This window comes from Streptomyces sp. NBC_00435, assembly GCF_036014235.1.
Classification (GTDB): Bacteria; Actinomycetota; Actinomycetes; order Streptomycetales; family Streptomycetaceae; genus Streptomyces.
Window position 1 is genome coordinate 2,477,453 of record NZ_CP107924.1, and the last position, 21,872, is coordinate 2,499,324.

The window sequence follows — 21,872 nt, forward strand, 5'->3', positions numbered from 1 at the left end:
CTGAAACGGGGGTGAAGGAGGGGAAGAGGAAAGCAGAGGAGGAAGGGGAAGAGGAGAAGAAGACGCGGGGCGCCGGGTCCGGGCGGCGCGGGCCCGGACCCGGATCGCGGGTCAGTCGCGCGGGGCGGCGTCCCCGGTGGTGTCGGCCGGCCCGGAGGCCGCTGCCGTCCCCGCGGGTTCACCGGCCGCGGCCGCGGTCGCGTCGGTGCGGCGCTTGCGGACCAGCAGGAAGGCGGCTCCGCCGGCCAGGACCAGTACGGCCACCGCGAGGGCGGCGTACAGGCCGGTGTTCGAGGTCCCGGCCGCCTTCGCGGCGGTGGCCGGCGCCGGGGCCGGCGGGGCGGCGGGCGTGGCCGTGGAGCCGAGGTTCGGCAGGGCCGGGAGCTTGGCGGCGCCGTCGAGGGCCACGGCGAGCGAGACGGGGTCCATCTCGGTGCCGGCCTTGTACATGGAGTTGAAGGCCAGCGCCCCGCCCTCGGTGAGGGTGGCCGGGGCTTCGGTGAGGGTGGCGAGGCCGCCCTCGGTCTTGAGGCCCTTGGCGTCGAACTCGACGAGCGCGACGGCGGGCTTGGTGTCCGTGCCAGTGGTGACGTCGGCGGAGAGCACGCCCTTGCCGTTCTCCACCTTGACCGTGACCTTGGCGAGCTTCAGGTCGAGGTGGGCGCCGGTGAAGCGCACGGAGCCGGCGAAGGTGGCGTCAAGAGTGCCCTTCGCGCCGTCGTACGCGCCCTTGCCCTGCGGGAAGCGGAACAGCGCGCCGCCGTCCTGGGCGCCTTCGGCGAGCTCCCACTTGCCCTGGCCGACGGAGCCGGAGACGTACTCGCGGAAGGTGCGCCGCACGCCCCAGTCCACGGCGGCGTCGGTGAACGCACCGCCGGCCTGCGGGGTCTGGGAGGCCTCCGGCGTCTGTGCCGGGGTGCTCGGCGTCTGCGCGGGCTGCTCGGCCGCGGGGGCGGCCTTGACGTCGACGGAGAGCGAGACCGGGTCGAGCTGCGCGCCGGCCGGGTAGTAGCCGGCGAAGGCCTTGGCACCCTGGTCGGTGAGGGTGGCCGGGATGTTGGTGAGGGCGATCGGGCTGCCGCCGCCCTTCATGTTCACCCCGCCCAGGCTGAGTTCGGCGAAGGGGACCTGGGAGGCGGTGGTGACCGCTCCACCCTCCTTGGCCTTGCTGGAGACGTCCACGTAGAGGGTGCCGCTGCCGCCGCCGATCTTGACGCTGGGGCGGCTGATGCTGAGGTCCAGCTCGTACGTGCCGTCCGGCTTCTGGTGGCCCTGGAAGGTGACGCCGCCGCTGAAGGCGGCCTGCAGGGAACCGCTGTCGGGGTCGTAGGAACCGGTCGCGGAGTGGAAGCGGAACAGGCTGCCGCCCGCCGTGGCGGCTCCGTTCCTCAGCTTGGTCCCTCCTTTGGCCACCGGCCCGGTGACGTAACTCTGAAAGGAGGATTTAATGCCCCAGTCAAGTCGGCCGCCCTCCACGGTGCGGGCCGCGGCCTGAGCGGCGGTAGCCGGGAGCAGAGCTCCCAGCAGGGCCGCGAGGGTCGCCAGCAGGGCGACGGCGGACGCACGGGCGGGTCTTGCGGACATGAATGTCCCCTCCAGGGTCTAGCGAGCGAGGTTAGGCTAACCTAAGCTACGTTCGGCCAGGTTGAAACCCCCCGGTCCCCGGAACCTCGAACCGGGCCGCAACTCTCCAGTCGGACGATCAGGACGGTGCCTTCGTGCCTACGCCCGCCGCGTCAACCCGCATGTCCCGCTTCGCCGTCGCCGTGACCTCCGTGGTCCTGGCACTCGGCGTGAGCGCCTGCGGAGGTACGGCAGCCCCCGCCCACTCCACCGGAGCGGGCGCCCCGGCCGTACCGGACCGGGTGGAGCCGCTCGCCCCGGCGCCGGTGCCCGCGCTGCCCGCGACCGTGGCCTCGGCGGACGGCACCCGGGTCACCGTCGCCTCCGCGGACCGGGTGATCCCGCTGACGGGCAGCCTCAACGAGATCGTCCACACCCTCGGTCTCGGCCCCAGGGTCGTCGCCCGGGACATCACCGCCACCTTCGAACAGGCTGCGGACCTCCCGGTGGTGACGCGGGGCCACGACGTCTCCGCGGAGAGCGTGCTGTCGCTGCACCCCACCCTGGTGCTGGCCGAGACCACCTCCGGCCCCGCCGAGGCGATCCAGCAGATCCGTGACGCGGGCGTCCCGCTGCTGGTGGTGGCTCCGGCCAAATCCCTGGACGACGTGGCGAAGCGCACCGGCACGGTCGCCGCCGCCCTGGGCGTCGAGGAGGCCGGCGCGCAGCTGAACGAGCGCACCGCCAAGCGCATCGCCGCCGCCCGCCAGGGCCTGCCGGCCTCGGGCAAGAAGCCCCGCGTGGCCTTCCTCTACCTGCGCGGCACCGCCTCCGTGTACCTGATGGGCGGCTCCGACTCCGGAGCCGGCTCGCTGCTCGAGGCGGCCGGCGCAGTGGACACCGGCCCGGAGTCCGGGCTCGGCAAGGACTTCACCCCGATCACCAGTGAGGCCCTGGCCGCCGCCGCGCCCGATGCCATCCTCGTCATGTCCAAGGGGCTGGAGTCCGTGGGCGGCGTCGACGGCCTGGTGAAGATCCCGGGCGTGGCCCAGACCCCGGCCGGCATGGACCGGCGGGTGATCAGCGTCGACGACGGGGTCCTGCTCAACTACGGCCCGCGCACCGACCAGGTGCTGGCCTCCCTGATCACCCAGCTCTACGGCAAGGCCTCCTGACGTGTCCCTCTCCTACGACGAAGCCCCCGAGGCGCCCCCCGGAGCGGACCCCGAGCCCGCACCCGCACCCGTGGAACCGCCCGCCGCCGCGCCGCGCGGGCGGCGTTGGGGCTCCACCTGGCTCACCGGCGCGCTCCTCGCCGTCCTGGTCCTGCTCGCCCTGGTCTCCGCCGGGGTGGGGGCCTACGAGATCCCGCTCGGGGACGTGCTCGGGTCGGTGCATCACCGTCTCGGACTCGGGGGCGCCGCCCTCGACCGGGTCGGGGAGAGCGTGCTGTGGAACGTACGCCTGCCCCGCGTGGTGCTCGCGCTGCTCGTCGGGGCCAGTCTCGGATGCGCCGGGGCGCTGATGCAGGGGGTGTTCGGCAATCCGCTCGCCGAGCCCGGGGTCATCGGGATCTCGGCGGGCGCCGCCGTCGGAGCGGTCGCCGCGATCGGGCTGGGGCTGTCCTTCTTCGGCAACTGGACCATCACCGCCTGCGCGTTCGTCGCGGGGCTGATCACCGTCGGCGCCGTGTACCTGCTCTCGCGCAATGGCGGGAAGACCGAGGTCGTCACCCTCATCCTGACCGGCATCGCCGTCAACGCCTTCGCGGGCGCCCTGATCGGCCTGTTCGTGTTCTTCGCGGACAGCGGCCAGGTCAACCAGATCACCTTCTGGCAGCTCGGCTCCCTGGCCCAGGCCACCTGGCCCAAGGTCCTCGCCGTCCTGCCCTGCGCCCTCGCCGGGCTGGCGCTCGCCCCCTTCTACGCCCGCAAGCTCGACCTGCTGTCCCTCGGCGAGCGCCCCGCGCGCCATCTCGGCGTCGACGTGGAGCGGCTGCGGCTCGCGCTGATCCTGGTCGTCGCGCTGCTGACCGCGGCCGCGGTCGCCGTGGCCGGGATCATCACTTTCGTCGGGCTGCTCGTGCCGCACCTGCTGCGCATGGCCAACGGCCCCGGCCACCGCTTCCTGGTGCCCGGCAGCGCGCTCGCCGGAGCCGTGGTGCTGGTCGCCGGCGACCTGGCCGCGCGGACCGTCGCCCAGCCCGCCGAGCTGCCGCTCGGCGTGCTGACCGCCCTGCTCGGCAGCCCGTTCTTCTTCTGGCTGCTGCGCCGCACCCGCCGCAAGCAAGGAGGCTGGGCGTGAGCGTCCCGTTCCGATTCGGCTTCTCCGCGCTCCGCGGGAGCAAGCGGACCGTCCCGGCCCGCCCGGCTCCCGGCGCACCGCTCGCCGAGGCCGTGGACCTCCACGTACGGCTCGGGCAGCGCGAGGTGCTCGCCGGGATCGGGCTGACCGTCCGGGCCGGGGAGGTACTGGCCCTGGTCGGGCCGAACGGCGCGGGCAAGTCCACCCTGCTGGCGGCGCTGTCCGCGGACCTGCCGGCCGCCTCCGGTGAGGTCCTGGTCGACGGCCGCCCGGTGGGCGGGTGGTCGGCCCCCGATCTGGCCCTGCGCCGGGCGGTGCTCCCCCAATCGGCCGTGCTGTCCTTCCCTTTTCCGGTGGAGGACGTCGTACGGATGGGCCGCGCCCCCTGGGCGGGCACCGCGCTCGCCGACTCCGACGACGAGGCGGTGGCCACCGCCATGGCCGCCACCGAGGTGACGGGCTTCGCGGCCCGGCCCTTCTCGGCGCTCTCCGGCGGCGAGCGGGCCCGGGTCGCGCTGGCCCGCGTACTGGCCCAGCGGGCCCCGCTGCTGCTGCTCGACGAGCCGACGGCGGCGCTGGACCTGCGCCACCAGGAGCTGGTGCTGCGGATCTGCCGGGAGCGGGCGGCGGCCGGGGACGGGGTCGTGGTGGTCCTGCACGACCTGGGACTGGCGGCGGCGTACGCGGACCGGGTCGCGGTCCTGCACGAGGGCCGGATCGCGGTGGACGGGCCGCCCTCGGAGGTGTTCGAGGGCGGGCTGCTGAGCCGGGTCTACCGCCAGCCGGTGGAGGTCCTCCCCCACCCGCGCACCGGGGCTCCGCTGGTGGTTCCCGTACGGGAGGACCCTCCTGCCGGGGACGGCTCCGGAGGGAACCGTTCCGCCGTGCGGAACGACTCCATGGGCTTGACCCCCGCTTGACCTGGCCATGGGGTTTTCATGGGTCACCCGTGATGCCCCCGTGTCCGGTGGGGAAAGGTGTGGGCTGAATCACTGGACGTGCGGGTATAGGTCAGGTAAGCCTCGGTTAAGTTAGGTCCGCCTCACCGGCCGCCCCCACCCGATCGGGGCGGCCGTCTGCCGAACGTCAGACTGCCAGGAGCCCCCTATGCGACCCGCCCGCCTCACCGTCCTCACCGCGGCCGCCGTCGTGGCCGCCCTCTCCGCGGTCACCGGCTGCTCCGAGAAGAGCGACGCGTCCGGCGACGGCACGATCAAGGTCGCGGCCTCCGACTCGGCCTGCGAGGTCTCCACGAAGGAGTTCCCCGCCGGCAAGGTCGCGTTCGAGGTCGAGAACAAGGGCTCCAAGGTCACCGAGCTCTACGTCCTGTTCCCCGACGACCGCATCGTCGCCGAGCGCGAGAACATCGGTCCGGGCACCAAGGCCACCATCACCGCCGAGCTCAAGGCGGGCGACTACGAGATCGCCTGCAAGCCCGGCATGAAGGGCGACGGCATCCGCCAGGCCGTCAAGGCCACCGGCTCGGGCACCGTCGAGAAGCGCAGCCCCGAGGCCGACGCGGCCGTCGCCGCGTACCGCAAGTACGTGCAGGAGCAGGCCGACGAGACCATCCCCAAGGCGCAGGCCTTCGCGGACGCGGTCAAGGCCGGCGACATCGAGGCCGCGAAGAAGGCGTACTCGCTGTCCCGCATCGGCTGGGAGCGCACCGAGCCGGTCGCCGAGTCCTTCGGCGACATCGACCCGAAGGTCGACGTCCGCGAGGACGGCCTGGAGCCGAACCAGGAGTGGACCGGCTGGCACAAGCTGGAGAAGTCCCTGTTCGCCGACAACAAGATCGACGACGCGGACAAGAAGCTCGCCGAGACCCTGATGACCGACCTGGCCGAATGGCAGAAGAAGGTCGGCCAGGCGGAGATCACCCCCACCTCGATGGCGAACGGCGCCAAGGAGCTCCTCGACGAGGTCGCCACCGGCAAGGTCACCGGCGAGGAGGACCGCTACAGCCACACCGACCTGGTCGACTTCAAGGCCAACGTCGAGGGCGCCGAGAAGGCGTACGAGCTGCTCAAGCCCATCGCCGCGAAGAACGACCCCACGCTCTCCACCGAGCTGGACAAGCAGTTCGCGGCGCTGAACAACCTGCTGGAGAAGTACCGCCCGAACAAGGCCGCGTACGAGTACACCGCTTACGACAAGGTCGGCGAGGCCGAGCGCAAGGAGCTCTCGGACGGCGTCAACGCGCTGGCCGAGCCGCTCTCGAAGCTGGCCGCCGCGGTCGCGAAGTAACTCCGGTAACAGCAGAGCAGGCGGGAGAGGCCCCATGAGCGAGTCAGTGTCCGAGCCGGGACCCGAGCGGTCTTCCGCGGGAGACGGCGCGCCCGCGGGCGCGCCGGAAAGTGCTCCGGAGCAGGCCGGGGGAGCGCCCTCCCGCCGCTCCGTCCTCGGCTGGGGCGGCGCGGGCCTCGCGCTCGGCGCCGCCGCGGCCGGCGGCACGGCGCTCGCGCTGCGCCCGGGCCCGGACATGGTCTCGGCGGCCTCGGCCGGCTCGGCCGTGCCGTTCCACGGTGAGCACCAGGCCGGCATCGCCAGCGCCGTCCAGGACCGCCTGCACTTCGCCGCCTTCGACGTGAAGACGAAGGACCGCGCCGAGCTGGTCCAGCTCCTCAAGGACTGGACCGAGGCGGCCCGGCTGATGACGGCCGGCCACCCGGTCGGCGAGGGCGGCTACGGCGGCCTCCCGCAGGCCCCGCCGGACGACACGGGCGAGGCCCTGGGTCTGAAGGCCTCCCGCCTCACCCTGACCATCGGTTTCGGACCCGGCCTGTTCGCCAAGGGCCGCTTCGGCCTGGAGGGCAGGCGTCCCGACGCCCTGGTGGAGCTGGAGTCCTTCCCCGGCGACAACCTCGACCCGGCCCGCTCGGGCGGCGACCTCTGCGTCCAGGCCTGCGCCGACGACCCGCAGGTCGCGGTGCACGCCATCCGCCAGCTCGCCCGCATCGGCTTCGGCAAGATCGCGGTGCGCTGGTCGCAGCTCGGCTTCGGCAAGACCTCCTCGACCACCCCGGACGCGCAGACCCCGCGCAACATGATGGGCTTCAAGGACGGCACCCGGAACGTCTCGGGCACCGACGCCGCGGCGCTGGAAAAGCACGTGTGGGTCGGCGCGGGCGACGGCAGCGACTGGCTGGCCGGCGGCTCGTACCTGGTCGCCCGGCGCATCCGGATGCACATCGAGACCTGGGACCGCACCTCCCTCGGTGAGCAGGAGGACATCATCGGCCGCGACAAGGGCGAAGGTGCCCCCGTGGGCAAGTCCAAGGAGCGCGACGAGCCTTTCCTGAAGGCGATGAAGCCGGACGCGCACGTCCGCCTCGCCCACCCGGACAGCAACAGCGGTGCGACGATCCTGCGCCGCGGGTACTCCTTCACCGACGGCACCGACGGGCTGGGCCGCCTCGACGCCGGCCTGTTCTTCCTGGCCTACCAGCGTGACGTCCGCAAGGGGTTCATCACCCTCCAGCGGAACCTGTCGAAGAACGACTCGCTCAACGAATACATCCAGCACGTGGGTTCGGCCGTCTTCGCCGTCCCGCCGGGCGTCCGTGACAAGGACGACTGGTGGGGCCGGACGCTGTTCGCGTAAGGGACGGGGAGAACCGAAGTGTTCAGCAACTATCTGATCGGGCTGCGCGAGGGCCTGGAGGCCAGCCTCGTCGTCTGCATCCTCATCGCCTACCTGGTCAAGACCGGCAACGAGAGCAAGCTGGTTCCGCTGTGGCTGGGCGTCGGCCTGGCCGCCGCCCTGTCGCTGGCCTTCGGCGCGGGTCTGGAATTCGGCACGCAGGAACTGGACTTCAAGGCGCAGGAGGCCATCGGCGGCAGCCTGTCGATCGTCTCGGTCGGGCTGGTCACCTGGATGGTCTTCTGGATGAAGCGCACCGCGCGGAACCTGAAGTCCGAGCTCCAGGGCAAGCTCGACGCCGCGCTCGCGATGGGCACCGGCGCGCTGGTGACCACCGCGTTCCTGGCCGTCGGCCGGGAGGGCCTGGAGACCTCGCTGTTCGTGTGGCGCTCGGTGCACGCGGCCGGGAACGGCGCGGGCCCGCTGATCGGCGTACTGCTCGGCATCGGATCGTCGATCCTGCTGGGCTGGCTGTTCTACCGGGGCGCGCTGAAGATCAACCTGTCGAAGTTCTTCACCTGGACCGGCGGCATGCTGGTCGTGGTCGCGGCGGGCGTGCTCGCCTACGGGGTGCACGACCTGCAGGAGGCCGACTTCCTGCCGGGGCTGGGCGACAAGGCCTTCGACATCAGTGCGGCGATCCCGCCGGACAGCTGGTACGGGACCCTGCTGAAGGGCACCTTCAACTTCCAGCCGGACCCGACCGTGCTCCAGCTCGTGGTGTGGGCGCTGTACCTGGTCCCGGTACTCACGCTGTTCCTGGCCCCGTCGCTGTTCAAGAGCTCCAAGCCGGAACCGGAGCGGGAGCCCAGCCGCTCCTCCTGACCCACCGGAGCCGGTCGCCGCTCACCAGAGCCGGTCGACCGTCCCCGGGTGGAGCGGGACACGAATCCCGGTGAAGGCCGCGCGGACCTCGTCCGCGCGGCCTTCGGCGTGTGCGGGCGCCTCCACGTGTGCGGCGGCTTCGAAGAACGCTCCGAGCACGGTCTTGTCCAGTCCCGGGGCGTCCGTCGCGAGGGGGTCCGCGGGGGTCCCGCCGACCAGGACCGTGCCGGGGAGGACCTCGAAGCCGGCGGCCTCGTAGAACGGGACCAGCCCCTGGTCGCAGCTGAACAGCGCCAGGTCCACCGCCGGATCGGCGGCGAGCGAGGCGCGGGCCGCCGCCACCAGCCGGGCCCCGTACCCGCGCCCCCGTACGTCGGGGCGCGTGACCACGCCGCTCAGCCCGGCCGCGCGGTACGTGCGCCCGTCCGGGAGCCCGACCGCCTTGTACAGCAGCGCCAGCGAGGCGGCGACCCGCCCCTCCCCGTCCAGCAGCAGCACCGCACGCGGGGCGAGCGCCGGATCGTGTCCGGCGGCCGACCCCGGCCAGGCCTGCTGCTCCAGGGCCGCCACCTGCCCGGCGAGCCCGGCGGGCAGGGTGTCGTGGAACTCTACGGACATCCCCGCGGGCACTACGCGATCCTCGTGCCCGCGCCGCCCACCCGCACCCGGGGATCGCCGGAGCGCAGTTCGACGGTCAGCAGGCCCGGGCGGCCCATGTCGGCGCCCTGGTGGAGGGTGAGGACGGCGTCGGCCGGCACCAGGCCGAGCTCCCGCGCGTACGCCCCGAAGGCGGCCGCGGCGGCGCCGGTCGCCGGATCCTCCACCACACCGCCGACCGGGAAGGGGTTGCGCACGTGGAACTCGGCCGGGCCCGCCCGGTGCACGAGCTGCACGGTGATGAGGTCGAGGCGCCGCATCAGCGCCTCCAGCCGGGCGAAGTCGTAGCTGAGGTCCGCGAGGCGGGCCCGGGTGGCGGCGCCGAGCACCAGGTGGCGGGCCCCGGCGTAGGCGATCCGCGGCGGGAAGGCCGGGTCCAGGTCGGCGGCCGGCCAGTCCAGCGCGGCCAGTGCCTCAGCGAGGTCGGCCGGGTCCAGGGCCTCGGTGTGCGGCTCGACGCTGGTCAGGGTGGCGCGCAGTCCTTCGCCCTCCCGGGTCACCGACACCGGCACGGTGCCCGCCCGGGTCGCGAGGACCAGCTCGCCGGGGCCGATCCGCTCGCCCAGCGCGACGGCGGTGGCCACCGTGGCGTGCCCGCAGAACGGCACCTCCGCCTTGGGGCTGAAGTAGCGCACGGTGAAGGCCCGGCCCTCCGCCCCGTCCAACCCCTCGGGCGGCGCGGTGAGGAAGGCCGTCTCGCTGTAGCCCAGCCCGGCCGCGATCTCCAGCATGGCTGCCTCGTCCAGGCCGGCCGCGTCGAGCACGACCCCGGCGGGGTTGCCGCCGGCCGGGTCGTCGGAAAAGGCCGTGTAGCGCAGTACCTCAGTCGTCATGATCGGCTCAACCCCGGGCCCCCCGCGGGCATTCCCCGGGAACGGCCCGCCGTCAGCCGCGCCCGATGTAGGGCATGGCGGTCGCCATCACCGTCGCGAACTGCACGTTCGCCCCCAGCGGCAGCTCGGCCATGTGCAGCACGGTGCGCGCCACGTCGGCGGCGTCCATCACGGGCTCCACCGCGTACTGCCCGTTGGCCTGCATGATCCCGCTCTGCATCCGCTGGGTCATCTCGGTGGCCGCGTTGCCGATGTCGATCTGCCCGCAGGCGATCCGGTACGGGCGCCCGTCCAGCGACAGCGACTTCGTCAGGCCGGTCATGGCGTGCTTGGTCGCGGTGTAGGCGATCGAGTTCGGCCGGGGCACGTGTGCGGAGATGGAGCCGTTGTTGATGATGCGGCCGCCCTGCGGGTCCTGGGCCTTCATCACCCGGAAGGCCGCCTGCGCGCACAGGAAGGCCCCGGTGAGGTTGACGTCGACCACCGAGCGCCAGTCCTCGTAGGAGATGTCCTCCAGCGCGACCCCGGCCGGGCCGAACGTGCCCGCGTTGTTGAAGAGCAGGTCGAGCCGCCCGTAGCGCCCGCGTACGGCCGCGAACAGCGCGGCCACGTCGTGCGGATCGCTCACGTCGGCCCGTACGCACAGCACGTCGGCGTCCGCGTCCGCGGCCCTGGCGGCCGCGGCGGTCTCCTCCAGCGGCTCGGTCCGGCGGCCGGTCACGGCCACCGACCAGCCGGCGGCGGCGAGGGCGAGGGCCACGGAGCGGCCGATCCCCGAGCCGGCCCCGGTCACTACGGCGGTCTTCTTCACGCGTGCGTTCATGGGGCCGCAGGTTACGTCACATGCGGGCGTGGGCCCGGGACGTTCCGATTGCTGAGAGCATGGGGCGGCAGGGGTGCTGAGAAATGATGAGAAGACTGGAGTTCCGCATGCCGGAGAGAGGCCCCGCGACAGCGCCCTCGAAGGACTCGTCGCCCGCAACCCCCTCCCCCACCAGTACCGCATCCCTGACGGCCGCCCGCCGGACCGGACTGCTCGTCACCTTCGTACTCGGCGGGCTGACGGCGCTGCCCCCGCTGTCCATGGACATGTACCTGCCGGCGCTGCCAGCGGTGACCACCGCCCTGAACAGCCCGGCCTCGACCGTCCAGCTCACCCTCACCGCCTGCCTCGCCGGCATGGCGCTGGGCCAGCTGGTCATCGGCCCGATGAGTGACAAGTGGGGCCGCCGCCGTCCCCTGCTCATCGGCATGGTCGTCTACGTCCTCGCCACCGCCCTGTGCGCCTTCGCCCCGACGGCCGAGCTGCTGATCGGTTTCCGTCTGCTCCAGGGACTGGCCGGGGCGGCCGCGATCGTGATCGCGCGGGCCGTGGTGCGCGACCTGTACGACGGGGTCGAGATGGCCCGGTTCTTCTCCACCCTGATGCTCATATCCGGCGTGGCGCCGATCATCGCCCCGCTCATCGGCGGCCAGGTGCTGCGCTTCGCCGACTGGCGCGGGGTGTTCGCCGTCCTGACCGTCGTCGGGACCGTGCTGACCCTCACGGTCTGGCGGGGGCTCGAGGAGACGCTGCCGCCCGAACGGCGCCAGACCGGCGGCGTCGGCGCCGCGCTGCTGACGATGCGCGGGCTCTTCGCCGACCGCGTCTTCGCCGGCTACACGCTGGCCGGCGGGTTCTCCTTCGCGGTGCTCTTCTCCTACATCTCCGCCTCGCCCTTCGTGGTGCAGGAGATCTACGGGGCCTCGCCGCAGACCTTCAGCCTGCTGTTCGGCATCAACTCCGTGGGCCTGATCGCGGTGGGCCAGGTCAACGGCAAACTGCTGGTCGGCCGGGTCAGCCTGGACAAGGTCCTGGGGTACGGGCTCGCGGTCATCACCTCCGCCTCGGTGGCCCTGCTGCTGATGTCCGCCGGGGTCTTCGGCGAGGTCGGGCTCTTCCCCGTCTGCGCCGGACTGTTCGTCCTGATGTCCGCGATGGGCCTGGTGCTGCCGAACACCAACGCGCAGGCGCTGATGCGCGCCCCGCACGCGGCCGGTTCCGCCTCCGCCCTGCTCGGCACCTCCTCCTTCCTGGTCGGAGCGGTGGCCTCGCCGCTGGTCGGGATCGCCGGTGAGGACACGGCGGTGCCGATGGCCGTGGTGCAGCTGACCTGCTCCCTGCTGGCGGTGCTCTGCTTCGCCGTGCTGTGCCGGCCCTGGCGTTCCGGCTCCGCCGCCGCTTGAGGCGCGGGGGCCGGGCGTAGCCCCGGCCCCCGGGCCGCGGCACTGGGCCGTGGCCCGGCCAGGGCAACGCCGCCCTCGGCCCGCCGTAAACTTCGCGGGTGAACCACTCCGCCCCCACCTCCGCCGACACCCTCCGCAGCGCGCTCGGAGGGCTCCTCGACGGTCTCCCGCCGAAGCAGGCCACGGCCGCCGTCGACCGGCTCATCGCCAACTACCGCGGCCGGACCCCGACCGACGCGCCCATCCTGCGGGACCGCTCGGACGTGGCGGCGTACGCGGCGTACCGGATGCCCGCCACCTTCGAGGCCGTACGGTCCGCGCTGGACGCCCTCGCCGAAGCCGCTCCGGACTGGTCCCCGGCCTCGCACGTGGACGTGGGCGGCGGTACCGGCGCCGCGGCCTGGGCGGTGGACGCCACCTGGGACGGGCCGCGGGAGACCGCGGTGCTGGACTGGGCCGACCCGGCGCTGGTCCTCGGCAAGGAGCTGGCCGCGGCCTCCTCCTCCCCCGCGCTGCGGGCCGCCGAGTGGCGGCGGACGGTCATCGGGGCCGGACTGACACTGCCCGCGGCGGACCTGGTGACGTTGTCGTACGTCCTGGGCGAGCTCACCCCGGAGGCCCGCCGCGAGGTCGTCGCCGAGGCGGCGCGGGCCGGACAGGCCGTGGTGCTCGTCGAGCCGGGCACGCCGGAGGGCTACCTGCGCGTCCGCGAGGCCCGCGACCAGCTGCTCGAGGCCGGGCTGCGGGTCGCGGCGCCGTGCCCGCACGACGGGACCTGCCCGATCGAGGTCGGACAGGACTGGTGCCACTTCTCGGCCCGGGTCAGCCGGTCCTCCCTGCACCGGAAGGTCAAGGGAGGCTCCCTCCCGTACGAGGACGAGAAGTTCAGCTACGTGGCCGCGACCCGTTTCCCGGTGGAACCGGCCGCCTCCCGGATCACGCGCAGACCGCAGATCCGGAAGGGGCTGGTCCTGCTGGAGCTGTGCGGTCCGCAGGGTGAAGGCCTGACCCGGGTCAACGTGACCAAGCGCCACGGTGACCTGTACAAGGCGGCGCGGGACGCCGACTGGGGCCAGGAATGGCCGCCTCCTTCCCAGGAGTCCTAGGCCCTCAGGGCCTCAGCTCCTGCGTGCAGCACTTCACGCTGCCGCCTCCCTTGAGCAGCTCCCCCAGGTCCATCGGGACCGGCTCGAACCCCCGCGCCCGCAGGGGTGCGAGCAGTCCGGTGGCCTCCTGCGGGAGCAGGACGTGCCGGCCGTCCGAGACGGCGTTCAGTCCGAGGGCGGCCGCGTCCTCGGCCTCCGCGATCAGGGCGTCCGGGAAGAGCCGGCGCAGTACCGCCCGGCTGCCTTCGGAGAAGGCGCCCGGGTAGTACATGATCTCGTCGCCGTCCAGCACGGACAGCGCCGTGTCCAGGTGGTAGTAGCGCGGGTCGACCAGGTCGAGACCGATGACCGGGCGGCCGAAGAACTCCTGGGCCTCGTCGTGCGAGAGCGGACTGGAGCGGAAGCCCCGACCCGCCAGGATGTAGGTGGCGGTGACGGCGAAGTCGCCCTCGCCCTCGTTGACGTGGGACGGCTCGTGCACGTCCTGGAAACCGTTGTCCCGGAACCAGTCGAGGTGGATCTCCGCCTCGGCGGCACGTTCCGGATAGGCGAACCGCGCGCCCAGCACGCGGCCGTCGACGACGAGCGCGCCGTTCGCCGCGAAGACCATGTCGGGCAGCGCGGGGTCGGGGACGAGGGTCTCGACGGTGTGGCCGAGGGCCCGGTAGCGGTCGCGGAGGTCCTCCCACTGGGCGTGGGCGAGGGGCAGGTCCACCGGTTTCGTGGGATCCATCCACGGGTTGATGGAGTACGTGACCCTGAAGTGCGCGGGTGGGCACATCAGGTAGCGCCGGGGTGTGGCGTCTCTGCGCAATGAAGGCTCCTCACGGTGATGAGAAGAGAATCGTCTCTCCTCAGCGCGGACCTCGCACTGAACTGATTGGGTGGTTTCCTGAACGGCCGAAAGACACACGGTACGGGGTTGGTAGGTTGCCGAAATGAGCCCCAGCCCCCGCCCCGGCCCCGCCCCGGCCTCCGCCCCCCGGTCCCCCGACGCCACGCGCCGCAGCGAGGGGTCCCGGCGGGCCATCCTGGACGCGGCGCTCGCCCTGGTCGGCGAGGCCGGCTACAACAAGCTGACGATCGAGGCGATCGCCGCCCGCGCCGGGGTCGGCAAGCAGACCATCTACCGCTGGTGGCCCTCGAAGGCCGCGGTGCTGCTGGACGCCTCCCTCGCGCTCGCCGGGGACGCGGAGACCGGCTCCGGGTGGTCCGGCTTCCCCGACACCGGGGACCTGGCCGCCGATCTGAAGTACGTACTGCGGGCGACGGTGGACGAGTTCGCCGACGAGAAGTACGAGGCCCCCGCGCGCGCCCTGACCGCGGCCGGTGCCACCGACCCCGAGCTCGGGGCCCGCTTCACCGAGCAGCTGCTGGAGCCCCAGCTCGCACGGTACGAGGAGCGGTTGCGCTCGGCCCGCGAGGCCGGGCAGCTCCCGCCGGACACCGACCTGCGGCTGATGGTGGAGATGCTGCTCGGGCCGCTGACGTACCGGTGGCTGCTGCGCACGGCGCCGCTCACGCACGCGTATGCGGACGCGCTGGTGGACGCGGTTCTGGGCGGGGCGGGAGCGGGAGCGCGGCCGGTGTCCTGATCGGCGTCCCGATCGGGGCCCTGACCTGGAGCGGGACGGGCGGCGGGACGGCGGCGGACCCGTTCGGGACCGCCGGGGCGCCGGGGTGGGAAAGGTCATGACCCACCGACGACCGAGAACATATGGCCGAATTCTGTGGATATGTGGGAGCCCGGAACGGGGGGTGCGGTCACCCGGCACCCAGGATGGTGGGACCATGTGAGGGTCTGCAGGGGTAACGGTGTAGGTGAGGGGATAGATGGGGTCTGAGTCGGGCCGCGTCAAACGCGGCGAGCAGAGCAGGATTTCCCAGTGGCTGCGCCGCAAGCCGAAGCCCGACGCCGAGGACCCCGGACGAGAACGCGAGGCCCTGCTGTTGGCCGCCGCGGCGGCGGGTCTGCCCCTGTCGCCCGCCGCACACCCCGCCGGCTACCGCTGTTCGTGCGACCGGATCGGCTGTCCGACGCCCGCACGGCATCCCATCTCCTTCGCCTGGCAGACGCAGTCCACGACGGACCGCGCGCAGATCGAGCGCTGGGCGCACAATCAGCCCGCGGCCAACTTCATCACCGCGACGGGCATGGTCCACGACGTACTGGACGTCCCGCTGGAGGCAGGCCGTAGTGCGCTGGAGCGCCTGCTGGCCGCCGGCATCGAGGTGGGCCCGGTCGCCGAGTCGGGCGGTACGGGCGACCAGGCCCGGATGCTCTTCTTCACGGCCACCCGCGGAACGCCCGAGGACGAGGACGAGTGGTGGCCCTGCGAACTGGACTGCCACCCCGAGACGATGGACGAGCACCCCGGACTGCGGTGGCACTGCCGCGGCAGCTACGTGCTGGTTCCGCCGGCCGCCCTCCCCGGTGACCTGGCGGTGGCCTGGCTGCGTGGCATTGAGCACCCGCTCGTCGACCCGCTGACCCTGCTGGAGACGCTGACCGACGCGTGCGCCACGTACGCGGGCACCAGCGACCACGCCCCTGCGGCGGTGGCCTGGCCCCTGGGCCGCTAGGGCCTGTCGCCGTGCGGCAGACGGGAGCTTGACGACAACCCCTGGAGCCGCGCGGAGTTCCGCGCCGGGTCGCCCGGCGCGGAACCGGGGCCGGATACCCCCGCGCCGCCGGGCGCCGCGGCCCCGCGGGCCCGGAGCAGGCAGAGCAGGGCCCCCGCCGCGCCGGCCGCCAGGATCGGCGCGGCCGCGGCGAGCGTCCGCCCGTCCGGGGAGGTCAGCGCCTGGCCGCGCAGGGCCTGCCAGGTCAGCAGGGCCAGTAGCGCCGCGTACACCGCGCCCGCCACCAGCACCAGGCGCAGCCGCACCCGCTCCTCGCGCAGTCCGGCGAACCGGGTGCCCAGGGCGGCCAGGACCAGGACGAAGAGCGGCAGCAGCTGGAGCGCGTGCATCCCGGCGAAGTGCGGGACGCGCAGGTCGCCTCCGGTGGTGGACCAGCCGGTGAGCGGCATGCCCGGGCCGCCGTCGGGCACTCCCACGCTGTGCCCGCCCACGATCGGGGCCCCGTCCTCATCGGCCGCGAGCTGCGCGTCCGTGGGCCGGGTCATCAGGAAGCCGATCCCGGCGCCGGCCAGCGCCAGGACCGTGGAGATCCGTATCGCCCAGGTGGTCGCCCGGTCGGCGATCGGGGCCCGGAACAGCAGCACGGCGATCACCAGCGTGGCCACCCAGAGGACCACCACGGTCCCGGCCATGACCTGGTACACCCCCGCGTCGAAGGGGGTGGCCACGTTGAAGTGGCTCCGCCTGCCCCGGAACGCCTGTCCGGTGATGAGCACCATCTCCACGCCGCTGGCCGCCACCACCACCGTGCCCGCCCACCGGGCCGGCCGCGCCAGCCGGGGCCGGGCCCGTTCCAGCAGGGAGAGCATCCAGGCCAGGCTCAGCGCGTAGGCGGTGAACGAGGCGGCGAACTTGAAGGGTTTGGCCCAGATCGGGGCGCCCAGCAGGGTCCGGTCGTCGACGAGGAGTCCGACGGCGCAGCCGGCCGCCCACAGGACCATCACGCCGGCGAACACCACCAGCGGACGGTGCCAGGCGCGCGGGAACACGAAGTGCATCTCTCTACCCCCCGGATAGGAACGGATAGCGGCACTTACCGCTATCCGGTAGTGCCACTATCTATGATGGGGAGGGCACACGCAAGGAACCAGGAACGGACGGACGCGGGCATGCGCATCGGAGAGCTGAGCTCACGGACCGGGGTTCCGGTACCGACGATCAAGTACTACGTCCGGGAGGGGCTGCTCCCGGCCGGTGCGCTCAGCAGCCCCAACCAGGCGCGCTACGAAGAGGCCCACGAGCGCAGGCTGCGGCTGATCCGCGGGCTCCTGGAGGTGGGCAGGCTCCCCCTGGCCGCCATCGGGCAGATCCTGAGCGCCATCGACGACCAGGACCGCTCGGTCCACAAACTGCTCGGCTCCGTGGCGAGCCTCCTGGTGCCCGGGCACGGCGGGGAGCCGGACGCGGAGACGGACCTGGCGCGGGCGAAGGTGGCCGACATCATCGAGCGGCGCGGCTGGCGGGCCGACGCGGGTTCCCCGGCCGGGGAGGCGCTGGCCGCCGCGCTGGCGGCGCTGGAACGGGCGGGTCACGGCGGGTTCGCGGAAGTGCTCGACACGTACGCGGAGGCGGCCGAGCTGGTCGCCCGCGCGGACCTCGCGTACGTGGGCCGCGAGGTGGCCCGGGAGGACCTGGTCGAATCGGTGGCGGTCGGCACGGTCCTGGGCGACACGATGTTCGCGGCGCTGCGCAGACTGGCCCAGACGGACACGTCCTCCCGCGCCTACGGGACCCCGCCGGCGGAGTGACGGGCGGTCGGACCGTGGCCCCCGGGGCCTGCGGTGGCCCCGGGCCGGCCGCGGCCCCGGTTCGTCAGTCACCCCCGGGCCGGCCTGCAGCCCGGGGGTGACTGACGAGCCGGCGGATCAGTGGATCTGGGTCACGACCACGTCGAGGGACCAGGCCTTGCCCGCCTTCGCGGGGGCCTCCGCCTCCACCGTGAAGCGCAGGTCCCGCAGGGCCGTCACGAGTTCCGCCGGGGAAGCGGGAGCCGCCCCCGCCGACAGGAGGTCGCGCACCAGGCGGCCCTTGGTGGCCTTGTTGAAGTGGCTCACCACCGAGCGCTTCTCCACGCCGTCGACCAGCTGCGAGTGCAGCACCCGGACCGTGGCCGTCCGCCCCGCGACCTCGCCCTTCGGCTTCCAGGCGGCGGCGTAGGCGGAGGAACGCAGGTCCAGGACCAGGCCCTCCCCGGCCGCCTCCGGCATCACCGAGGCCATCGGTTCGCGCCAGAACGCGCCCAGCGCGCCCAGCCCCGGCAGCTTCACACCCATCGAGCAGCGGTAGGAGGGGATGCGGTCCGTGACGCCGACCGCTCCCCACAGGCCCGAGAAGACCAGCAGGGATTCGGAGGCGAGGGACGCCGCCGCCGGCGGCAGGGTCGACAGGCCCAGCGCGTCGTAGAGGACGCCCGTGTAGATCTCCCCCGCCGGGCGGGCCACCGCGTTCAGCAGCTCCGCGTTCTTGGCGACCTCGCCCCGCAGGCCCTCGCTCAGGCCCAGGACCTCACGCGCCTCGAGCTCGTCGCCCATGCACAGCTCGACCAGCTCCTCCAGCACCGCCGCCCGCGCCGCGGCCAGCCCCGGCAGCGACAGCGTCTCCGGCTTCAGCGGTGCGCCGGAGCCGCCGGCGGCCTTTCCTTCGGACGGCGGCAGCAGCACGAGCACGGTGGTTCTCCTTCGGACGGGCACGGCACAGCGGCGGGGGTGCGGCCCCCGACCAGGGTAGACGGCTCGCCGTGCCGCCCGGGCCCACCGGCCATAGGCTCGGCTCATGCCACGCCGTCATATGATCATGGCCGGCGCAGACGGGGCCGCCCTGCGGGCCGCGCTGCGTGAACTGCGGACGAAGCTGGGGGTGCCGGAGGAGTTCCCGGCGCCCGTACTCGCCGAGGCGGAGCGGGCGGTACGCAACCCGGTCCTGCCGGACTTCGACGCCACCGATCTCCCCCTCTTCACCATCGATCCCCCGACCGCGCGCGATCTGGACCAGGCCATGCACCTGGCGAAGCGTTCCTCCGGTGGCTACCGCGTGCACTACGCCATCGCCGACGTCGCGGCCTACGTCACCCCCGGTGGCGCCCTCGACGCCGAGGCCCACCGCCGGGTCACCACCCTGTACTTCCCCGACGAGAAGGTCCCGCTGCACCCGTCCGTACTCTCGGAGGGCGCTGCCAGCCTGCTCCCCGACCAGACCTGCCCGGCCCTGCTGTGGCGGCTCGACCTGGACGCCGAGGGGCGGGTGGAGCACACCGGAGTCCGCCGGGCGCTCGTCCGCAGCCGGGCCAAGCTCGACTACGACGGCGTCCAGAAGGCCATCGACGCGGGCACCGCCGAGGAGCCGCTGGCCCTGCTGAAGGAGATCGGGCGGCTCCGCGAGACGCTGGAGGCGGAATGCGGGGGCATCTCACTGAACGTTCCCGAGCAGGAGATCGTCGAGCACGAGGGCTCGTACAGCCTGGCCTACCGGGCTCCGCTCCCGGCCGACGGCTGGAACGCGCAGATCTCCCTGATGACCGGCATGGCCGCCGCCGAGCTGATGCTCGCCGCCGGGACCGGCATCCTGAGGACCCTGCCCTCCGCCCCCGACGGAGCGGTCGGACGGCTGCGCCGGGCCGCGAAGGCGCTGCGGATCGAGTGGCCCCACCACGTTCCGTACGCGGAGCTCGTGCGAGGGCTCGATCCGCACGTGCCCGCCCACGCCGCCTTCCTCCAGGAGTGCACGGCCCTGCTGCGCGGCGCCGGCTACACCGTCTTCACCGGCGGCGAGACCCCGGACCCCGCCCTGCACGCGGCGGTCGCGGCCCCGTACGCCCACTGCACCGCGCCGCTGCGCCGGCTCGTCGACCGGTACTCGGGTGAGCTGTGCGTGGCGGCGGCCGCGGGAACCGCACCCCCGGGGTGGGCGACGGCCGCGCTCGAGACCCTGCCGAAGGAGATGGCGGACGGCACCCGGCTGGCGAACTCGGCGGAGCGGGAGTCCGTGGACCTGGTGGAGGCGGCGCTGCTCAAGGACCACGTCGGGGAGACCTTCGAGGCGACGGTCATCGACGTCAAGGAGCGGGAGCCGCGGGCCGGCACGGTCCACCTGGAGGACCCGGCGGTGGTCGGCCGGGTCGAGGCCGTGTCCGGGGAGCTGCCGCTGGGCGAGCGGATCAGGGTCCGCCTGACGCAGGCGGATCCCGGGACGTCGAAGGTGCTGTTCGTACCCGCGTGAGCCGTGTTGTGGAGCTGGAATCCGCGCCGCGCCTCAGTCGGTGGCGCCCGGCAAAGGTCGCCCAGGACCTCTGACCGACCCGCTGACGGAAAACGCCACCGGCCCGGCCGATCGAATCGGCCGGGCTCTCGTGACGCACCGCGGCGTACGGGAACCGGTCGGAGGCCGCGGTCACGGCCGCGTGCCCGCCGCGGGGTTGGGGGTGCGTGGATCAGGAGTAGACGTTCCAGTTCAGGGTGCCGCTCCAGGTGAGCCTGGTCTCGCTGAGGTCGGCCGCGGCCGCCAGGCAGAAGACGGTGCCCGCCTTGAAGTTGGAGCCGATCAGGTGGCGGCGGCCGTCGTTCACCTCCACGTCCGCGCCGTGCACGGAACGGTCGTCGCACTTGTACCACTTGACCTTCGTGCCCAGGCCGAGGCTGTTGATCTGGAGGTACACGTTGGAGCCGTTGGCCGTGATCGTGCGCCCGGTGCCGTAGTACGTGTAGCTCCCGCCGACCTGGCCGGACACGTTCGTGGAGGACGCGTACGCCGGTCCGGTGGCGAGGGCGAGCGCGCCGGCCAGGGCGGCGCCGGTGACGAGGACCTTGCTCTTGGTGCCGTGGAGGATGCGCATGGCTGCGGGGGCTTCCTGTGTGTGTGGCGTGGGACCTTCGGTTGTCCGGGGCGGGTGGCGTCCGCCGCGGCGGACGCCGCGGCGGGACCGACCTTCGTCAGTAGTCCTCGGTGCACTCCATCTGGTTGCCGCCGTCCCAGACCCCGCACGCCCAGGCCTTCACGTCCTTGTCGTTGATCATCACGCTGTAGTAGGTACCGCCGCCGGACGGGCCGTTGGTCGTGTACTTCTTGCCCTGATTGTTCTTGATCTCGATGTGCGAACCCTTCGGCGCGTTGGGGAACCGGCCCCAAGCAGCCCGGCAGGAGGGGCTGTAGCGCAGCTCCACACCCCTGAACGGGCCCGTCCGCACGGTACGGGCGTCGTTCTGGCACGTGGTGTTGGCCGGGTTGACTCCGTTGCAGGTGGCGCCGAGACAGCTGGTGGCGGCGGAGGCGGCCGGGGCGCTCATCAGGCCCCCGGCGACCAGGGCGGCCGTGGTCAACACGATGGACAGCTTCTGCTTGGTGGCGGACTTCACGAGATCTCCTCGGACATGGGGCGTGGCAGGGGGTGGTGTGCGGTGGGGTGGGGTGGGGTGTCGGCGCGGGGTGCCGCAGCGGATCAGGCGCTGGCCGCGTTGGTGCAGGCCGTGGCGCCGCCGCAGAAGGTGATGTCGAAGTGGTTGCTCTCGCGGGCGTAGACGTTGCCCGCCGAGGAGCGCCAGCGCTCCGCGCCGTCGCTGCGGGTGGAGATCTTCGTGAAGCTGTTGTGGATGTAGTTCGTGATGCAGGTGTTGGGGTTGATGTCCACCTTGTAGCCGTTGTAGTGGCTGTAGGTGCCCGAGGCGTGGCCCACTTCGGTGCCGCCGGTGACGTTGATGGCACAACCGCTGGCACTCCTGAGGGTCTTGAGCCCGTCCACCGTGGCCTGGTTGATCTGGTCGTACGAGGTGCAGGTGCCGTTCGAGCGGGTGGTGCAGCCCCCGCTGGAGGAGTGCGTGACCCCGGCCCCGCTGAGGGCGGAGGCCGCCGCGGACTGGGACAGCTTGGAGACGGCGAAGGCGTTGCCGGGCAGGGCCAGGACGGCCGCGGCGGCGATGGATCCGGCGGTGAGGGTGGCACGGCGCAGGTTGATACGCATGGTCATTTCCTTTGTCAGCGGGATGAATCGGTCGGGTGTGGGCACGCGGGTACCCACATGGATTTCGCCGAGAGGGGGCTCGGTGGGGGTGCCGGGAGGCCGAAGGGGGCTGCCCGGGGCGC

General features: G+C 73.0%; 21 protein-coding genes and 1 pseudogene. 12 read left to right on the plus strand and 10 right to left on the minus strand.

What is annotated here, in order from left to right; genetic code table 11:
- Positions 1–111 precede the first annotated feature (111 nt).
- Positions 112–1,584 (minus strand): HtaA domain-containing protein, encoded by a 1,473-nt coding sequence (locus OG389_RS11315; RefSeq protein ID WP_328298346.1) that lies wholly within the window; start codon positions 1,582–1,584, stop codon positions 112–114.
- A 161-nt stretch (positions 1,585–1,745) separates the two neighbouring features.
- Between OG389_RS11315 and OG389_RS11320 the strand changes: the two genes are divergently transcribed.
- The 6 genes from OG389_RS11320 to efeU all read left to right on the plus strand — a co-directional run bounded on the left by OG389_RS11320 (position 1,746) and on the right by efeU (position 8,335).
- A complete protein-coding gene (locus tag OG389_RS11320) occupies positions 1,746–2,738 on the plus strand; it encodes a heme/hemin ABC transporter substrate-binding protein (RefSeq protein WP_328303683.1) in 993 nt (330 codons plus the stop codon).
- A gap of 70 nt (positions 2,739–2,808) precedes the next feature.
- Complete coding sequence (locus OG389_RS11325; RefSeq protein WP_328303685.1) at positions 2,809–3,867, plus strand: FecCD family ABC transporter permease; 1,059 nt, start codon at positions 2,809–2,811, stop codon at positions 3,865–3,867.
- The gene (locus OG389_RS11330) at positions 3,864–4,787 is read left to right on the plus strand and encodes a heme ABC transporter ATP-binding protein (RefSeq protein WP_328298347.1); all 924 of its coding nucleotides are present in this window, start codon (positions 3,864–3,866) and stop codon (positions 4,785–4,787) included. The genes OG389_RS11325 and OG389_RS11330 overlap by 4 nt, the downstream gene beginning before the upstream one ends.
- Before the next feature lie 187 nt (positions 4,788–4,974).
- Positions 4,975–6,114, plus strand: coding sequence for an iron uptake system protein EfeO (efeO, locus tag OG389_RS11335; RefSeq protein WP_328298348.1), 1,140 nt, complete (start codon positions 4,975–4,977; stop codon positions 6,112–6,114).
- Positions 6,115–6,148: 34 nt separating this feature from the next.
- Complete coding sequence (gene efeB / locus OG389_RS11340; protein WP_328298349.1) at positions 6,149–7,471, plus strand: iron uptake transporter deferrochelatase/peroxidase subunit; 1,323 nt, start codon at positions 6,149–6,151, stop codon at positions 7,469–7,471.
- An 18-nt stretch (positions 7,472–7,489) separates the two neighbouring features.
- On the plus strand, positions 7,490–8,335 hold the full coding sequence (gene efeU / locus OG389_RS11345; protein ID WP_328298350.1) for an iron uptake transporter permease EfeU: 846 nt from the start codon (positions 7,490–7,492) through the stop codon (positions 8,333–8,335).
- Positions 8,336–8,356: 21 nt separating this feature from the next.
- On the opposite strand, the gene OG389_RS11350 is transcribed toward efeU, so the two are convergent.
- Genes OG389_RS11350 through OG389_RS11360 form a run of 3 tightly spaced genes read right to left on the minus strand, consistent with a single transcriptional unit; the run spans position 8,357 to position 10,648 of the window.
- Positions 8,357–8,965 (minus strand): GNAT family N-acetyltransferase, encoded by a 609-nt coding sequence (locus OG389_RS11350; protein ID WP_328298351.1) that lies wholly within the window; start codon positions 8,963–8,965, stop codon positions 8,357–8,359.
- Positions 8,965–9,825, minus strand: coding sequence for a PhzF family phenazine biosynthesis protein (locus OG389_RS11355; RefSeq protein ID WP_328298352.1), 861 nt, complete (start codon positions 9,823–9,825; stop codon positions 8,965–8,967). Before OG389_RS11355 ends, OG389_RS11350 begins: the two co-directional genes overlap by 1 nt.
- A 52-nt stretch (positions 9,826–9,877) precedes the next feature.
- Positions 9,878–10,648 (minus strand): SDR family oxidoreductase, encoded by a 771-nt coding sequence (locus OG389_RS11360; protein WP_328298353.1) that lies wholly within the window; start codon positions 10,646–10,648, stop codon positions 9,878–9,880.
- 107 nt (positions 10,649–10,755) lie between these two features.
- On the opposite strand from OG389_RS11360, the gene OG389_RS11365 reads away from it, so the two are divergent.
- Together OG389_RS11365 and OG389_RS11370 are read left to right on the plus strand one after the other, a co-directional pair.
- Positions 10,756–12,051 (plus strand): Bcr/CflA family multidrug efflux MFS transporter, encoded by a 1,296-nt coding sequence (locus tag OG389_RS11365; protein WP_328298354.1) that lies wholly within the window; start codon positions 10,756–10,758, stop codon positions 12,049–12,051.
- Between the two features lie 98 nt (positions 12,052–12,149).
- The gene (locus OG389_RS11370; protein WP_328298355.1) at positions 12,150–13,157 is read left to right on the plus strand and encodes a small ribosomal subunit Rsm22 family protein; all 1,008 of its coding nucleotides are present in this window, start codon (positions 12,150–12,152) and stop codon (positions 13,155–13,157) included.
- Positions 13,158–13,161: 4 nt separating this feature from the next.
- Here OG389_RS11370 and ddaH read toward each other — a convergent pair.
- Positions 13,162–13,998: pseudogene (gene ddaH, locus OG389_RS11375) on the minus strand (dimethylargininase); the annotation flags it as partial.
- Positions 13,999–14,095: 97 nt separating this feature from the next.
- Between ddaH and OG389_RS11380 the strand changes: the two are divergent.
- Both OG389_RS11380 and OG389_RS11385 read left to right on the plus strand, forming a co-directional pair.
- Complete coding sequence (locus OG389_RS11380; RefSeq protein WP_328298357.1) at positions 14,096–14,752, plus strand: TetR/AcrR family transcriptional regulator; 657 nt, start codon at positions 14,096–14,098, stop codon at positions 14,750–14,752.
- A gap of 238 nt (positions 14,753–14,990) precedes the next feature.
- Complete coding sequence (locus OG389_RS11385) at positions 14,991–15,740, plus strand: bifunctional DNA primase/polymerase (RefSeq protein ID WP_328298358.1); 750 nt, start codon at positions 14,991–14,993, stop codon at positions 15,738–15,740.
- Here the strand turns inward: OG389_RS11385 and OG389_RS11390 are convergent.
- A complete protein-coding gene (locus OG389_RS11390; RefSeq protein WP_443059249.1) occupies positions 15,737–16,798 on the minus strand; it encodes a hypothetical protein in 1,062 nt (353 codons plus the stop codon). The genes OG389_RS11385 and OG389_RS11390 overlap by 4 nt on opposite strands.
- A 111-nt stretch (positions 16,799–16,909) precedes the next feature.
- Between OG389_RS11390 and OG389_RS11395 the strand changes: the two genes are divergently transcribed.
- Positions 16,910–17,548 carry a MerR family transcriptional regulator gene (locus tag OG389_RS11395; protein ID WP_328298359.1) on the plus strand — a complete coding sequence of 213 codons (639 nt, stop codon included), beginning with the start codon at positions 16,910–16,912 and terminating at the stop codon, positions 17,546–17,548.
- Positions 17,549–17,665: 117 nt separating this feature from the next.
- Here OG389_RS11395 and yaaA read toward each other — a convergent pair whose 3' ends face one another.
- A complete protein-coding gene (gene yaaA / locus OG389_RS11400; RefSeq protein ID WP_328298360.1) occupies positions 17,666–18,466 on the minus strand; it encodes a peroxide stress protein YaaA in 801 nt (266 codons plus the stop codon).
- A 106-nt stretch (positions 18,467–18,572) separates the two neighbouring features.
- On the opposite strand from yaaA, the gene OG389_RS11405 reads away from it, so the two are divergent.
- Positions 18,573–20,015 carry an RNB domain-containing ribonuclease gene (locus OG389_RS11405; RefSeq protein ID WP_328298361.1) on the plus strand — a complete coding sequence of 481 codons (1,443 nt, stop codon included), beginning with the start codon at positions 18,573–18,575 and terminating at the stop codon, positions 20,013–20,015.
- A gap of 211 nt (positions 20,016–20,226) precedes the next feature.
- On the opposite strand, the gene OG389_RS11410 is transcribed toward OG389_RS11405, so the two are convergent.
- The 3 genes from OG389_RS11410 to OG389_RS11420 all read right to left on the minus strand — a co-directional run bounded on the left by OG389_RS11410 (position 20,227) and on the right by OG389_RS11420 (position 21,756).
- Positions 20,227–20,628, minus strand: coding sequence for a hypothetical protein (locus tag OG389_RS11410; protein ID WP_328298362.1), 402 nt, complete (start codon positions 20,626–20,628; stop codon positions 20,227–20,229).
- 97 nt (positions 20,629–20,725) lie between these two features.
- The gene (locus tag OG389_RS11415) at positions 20,726–21,148 is read right to left on the minus strand and encodes a DUF2690 domain-containing protein (protein ID WP_328298363.1); all 423 of its coding nucleotides are present in this window, start codon (positions 21,146–21,148) and stop codon (positions 20,726–20,728) included.
- A gap of 83 nt (positions 21,149–21,231) precedes the next feature.
- Entirely contained in the window at positions 21,232–21,756 is a 525-nt protein-coding gene (locus tag OG389_RS11420) for a hypothetical protein (RefSeq protein ID WP_443059250.1), read from the minus strand.
- Positions 21,757–21,872 lie beyond the last annotated feature (116 nt).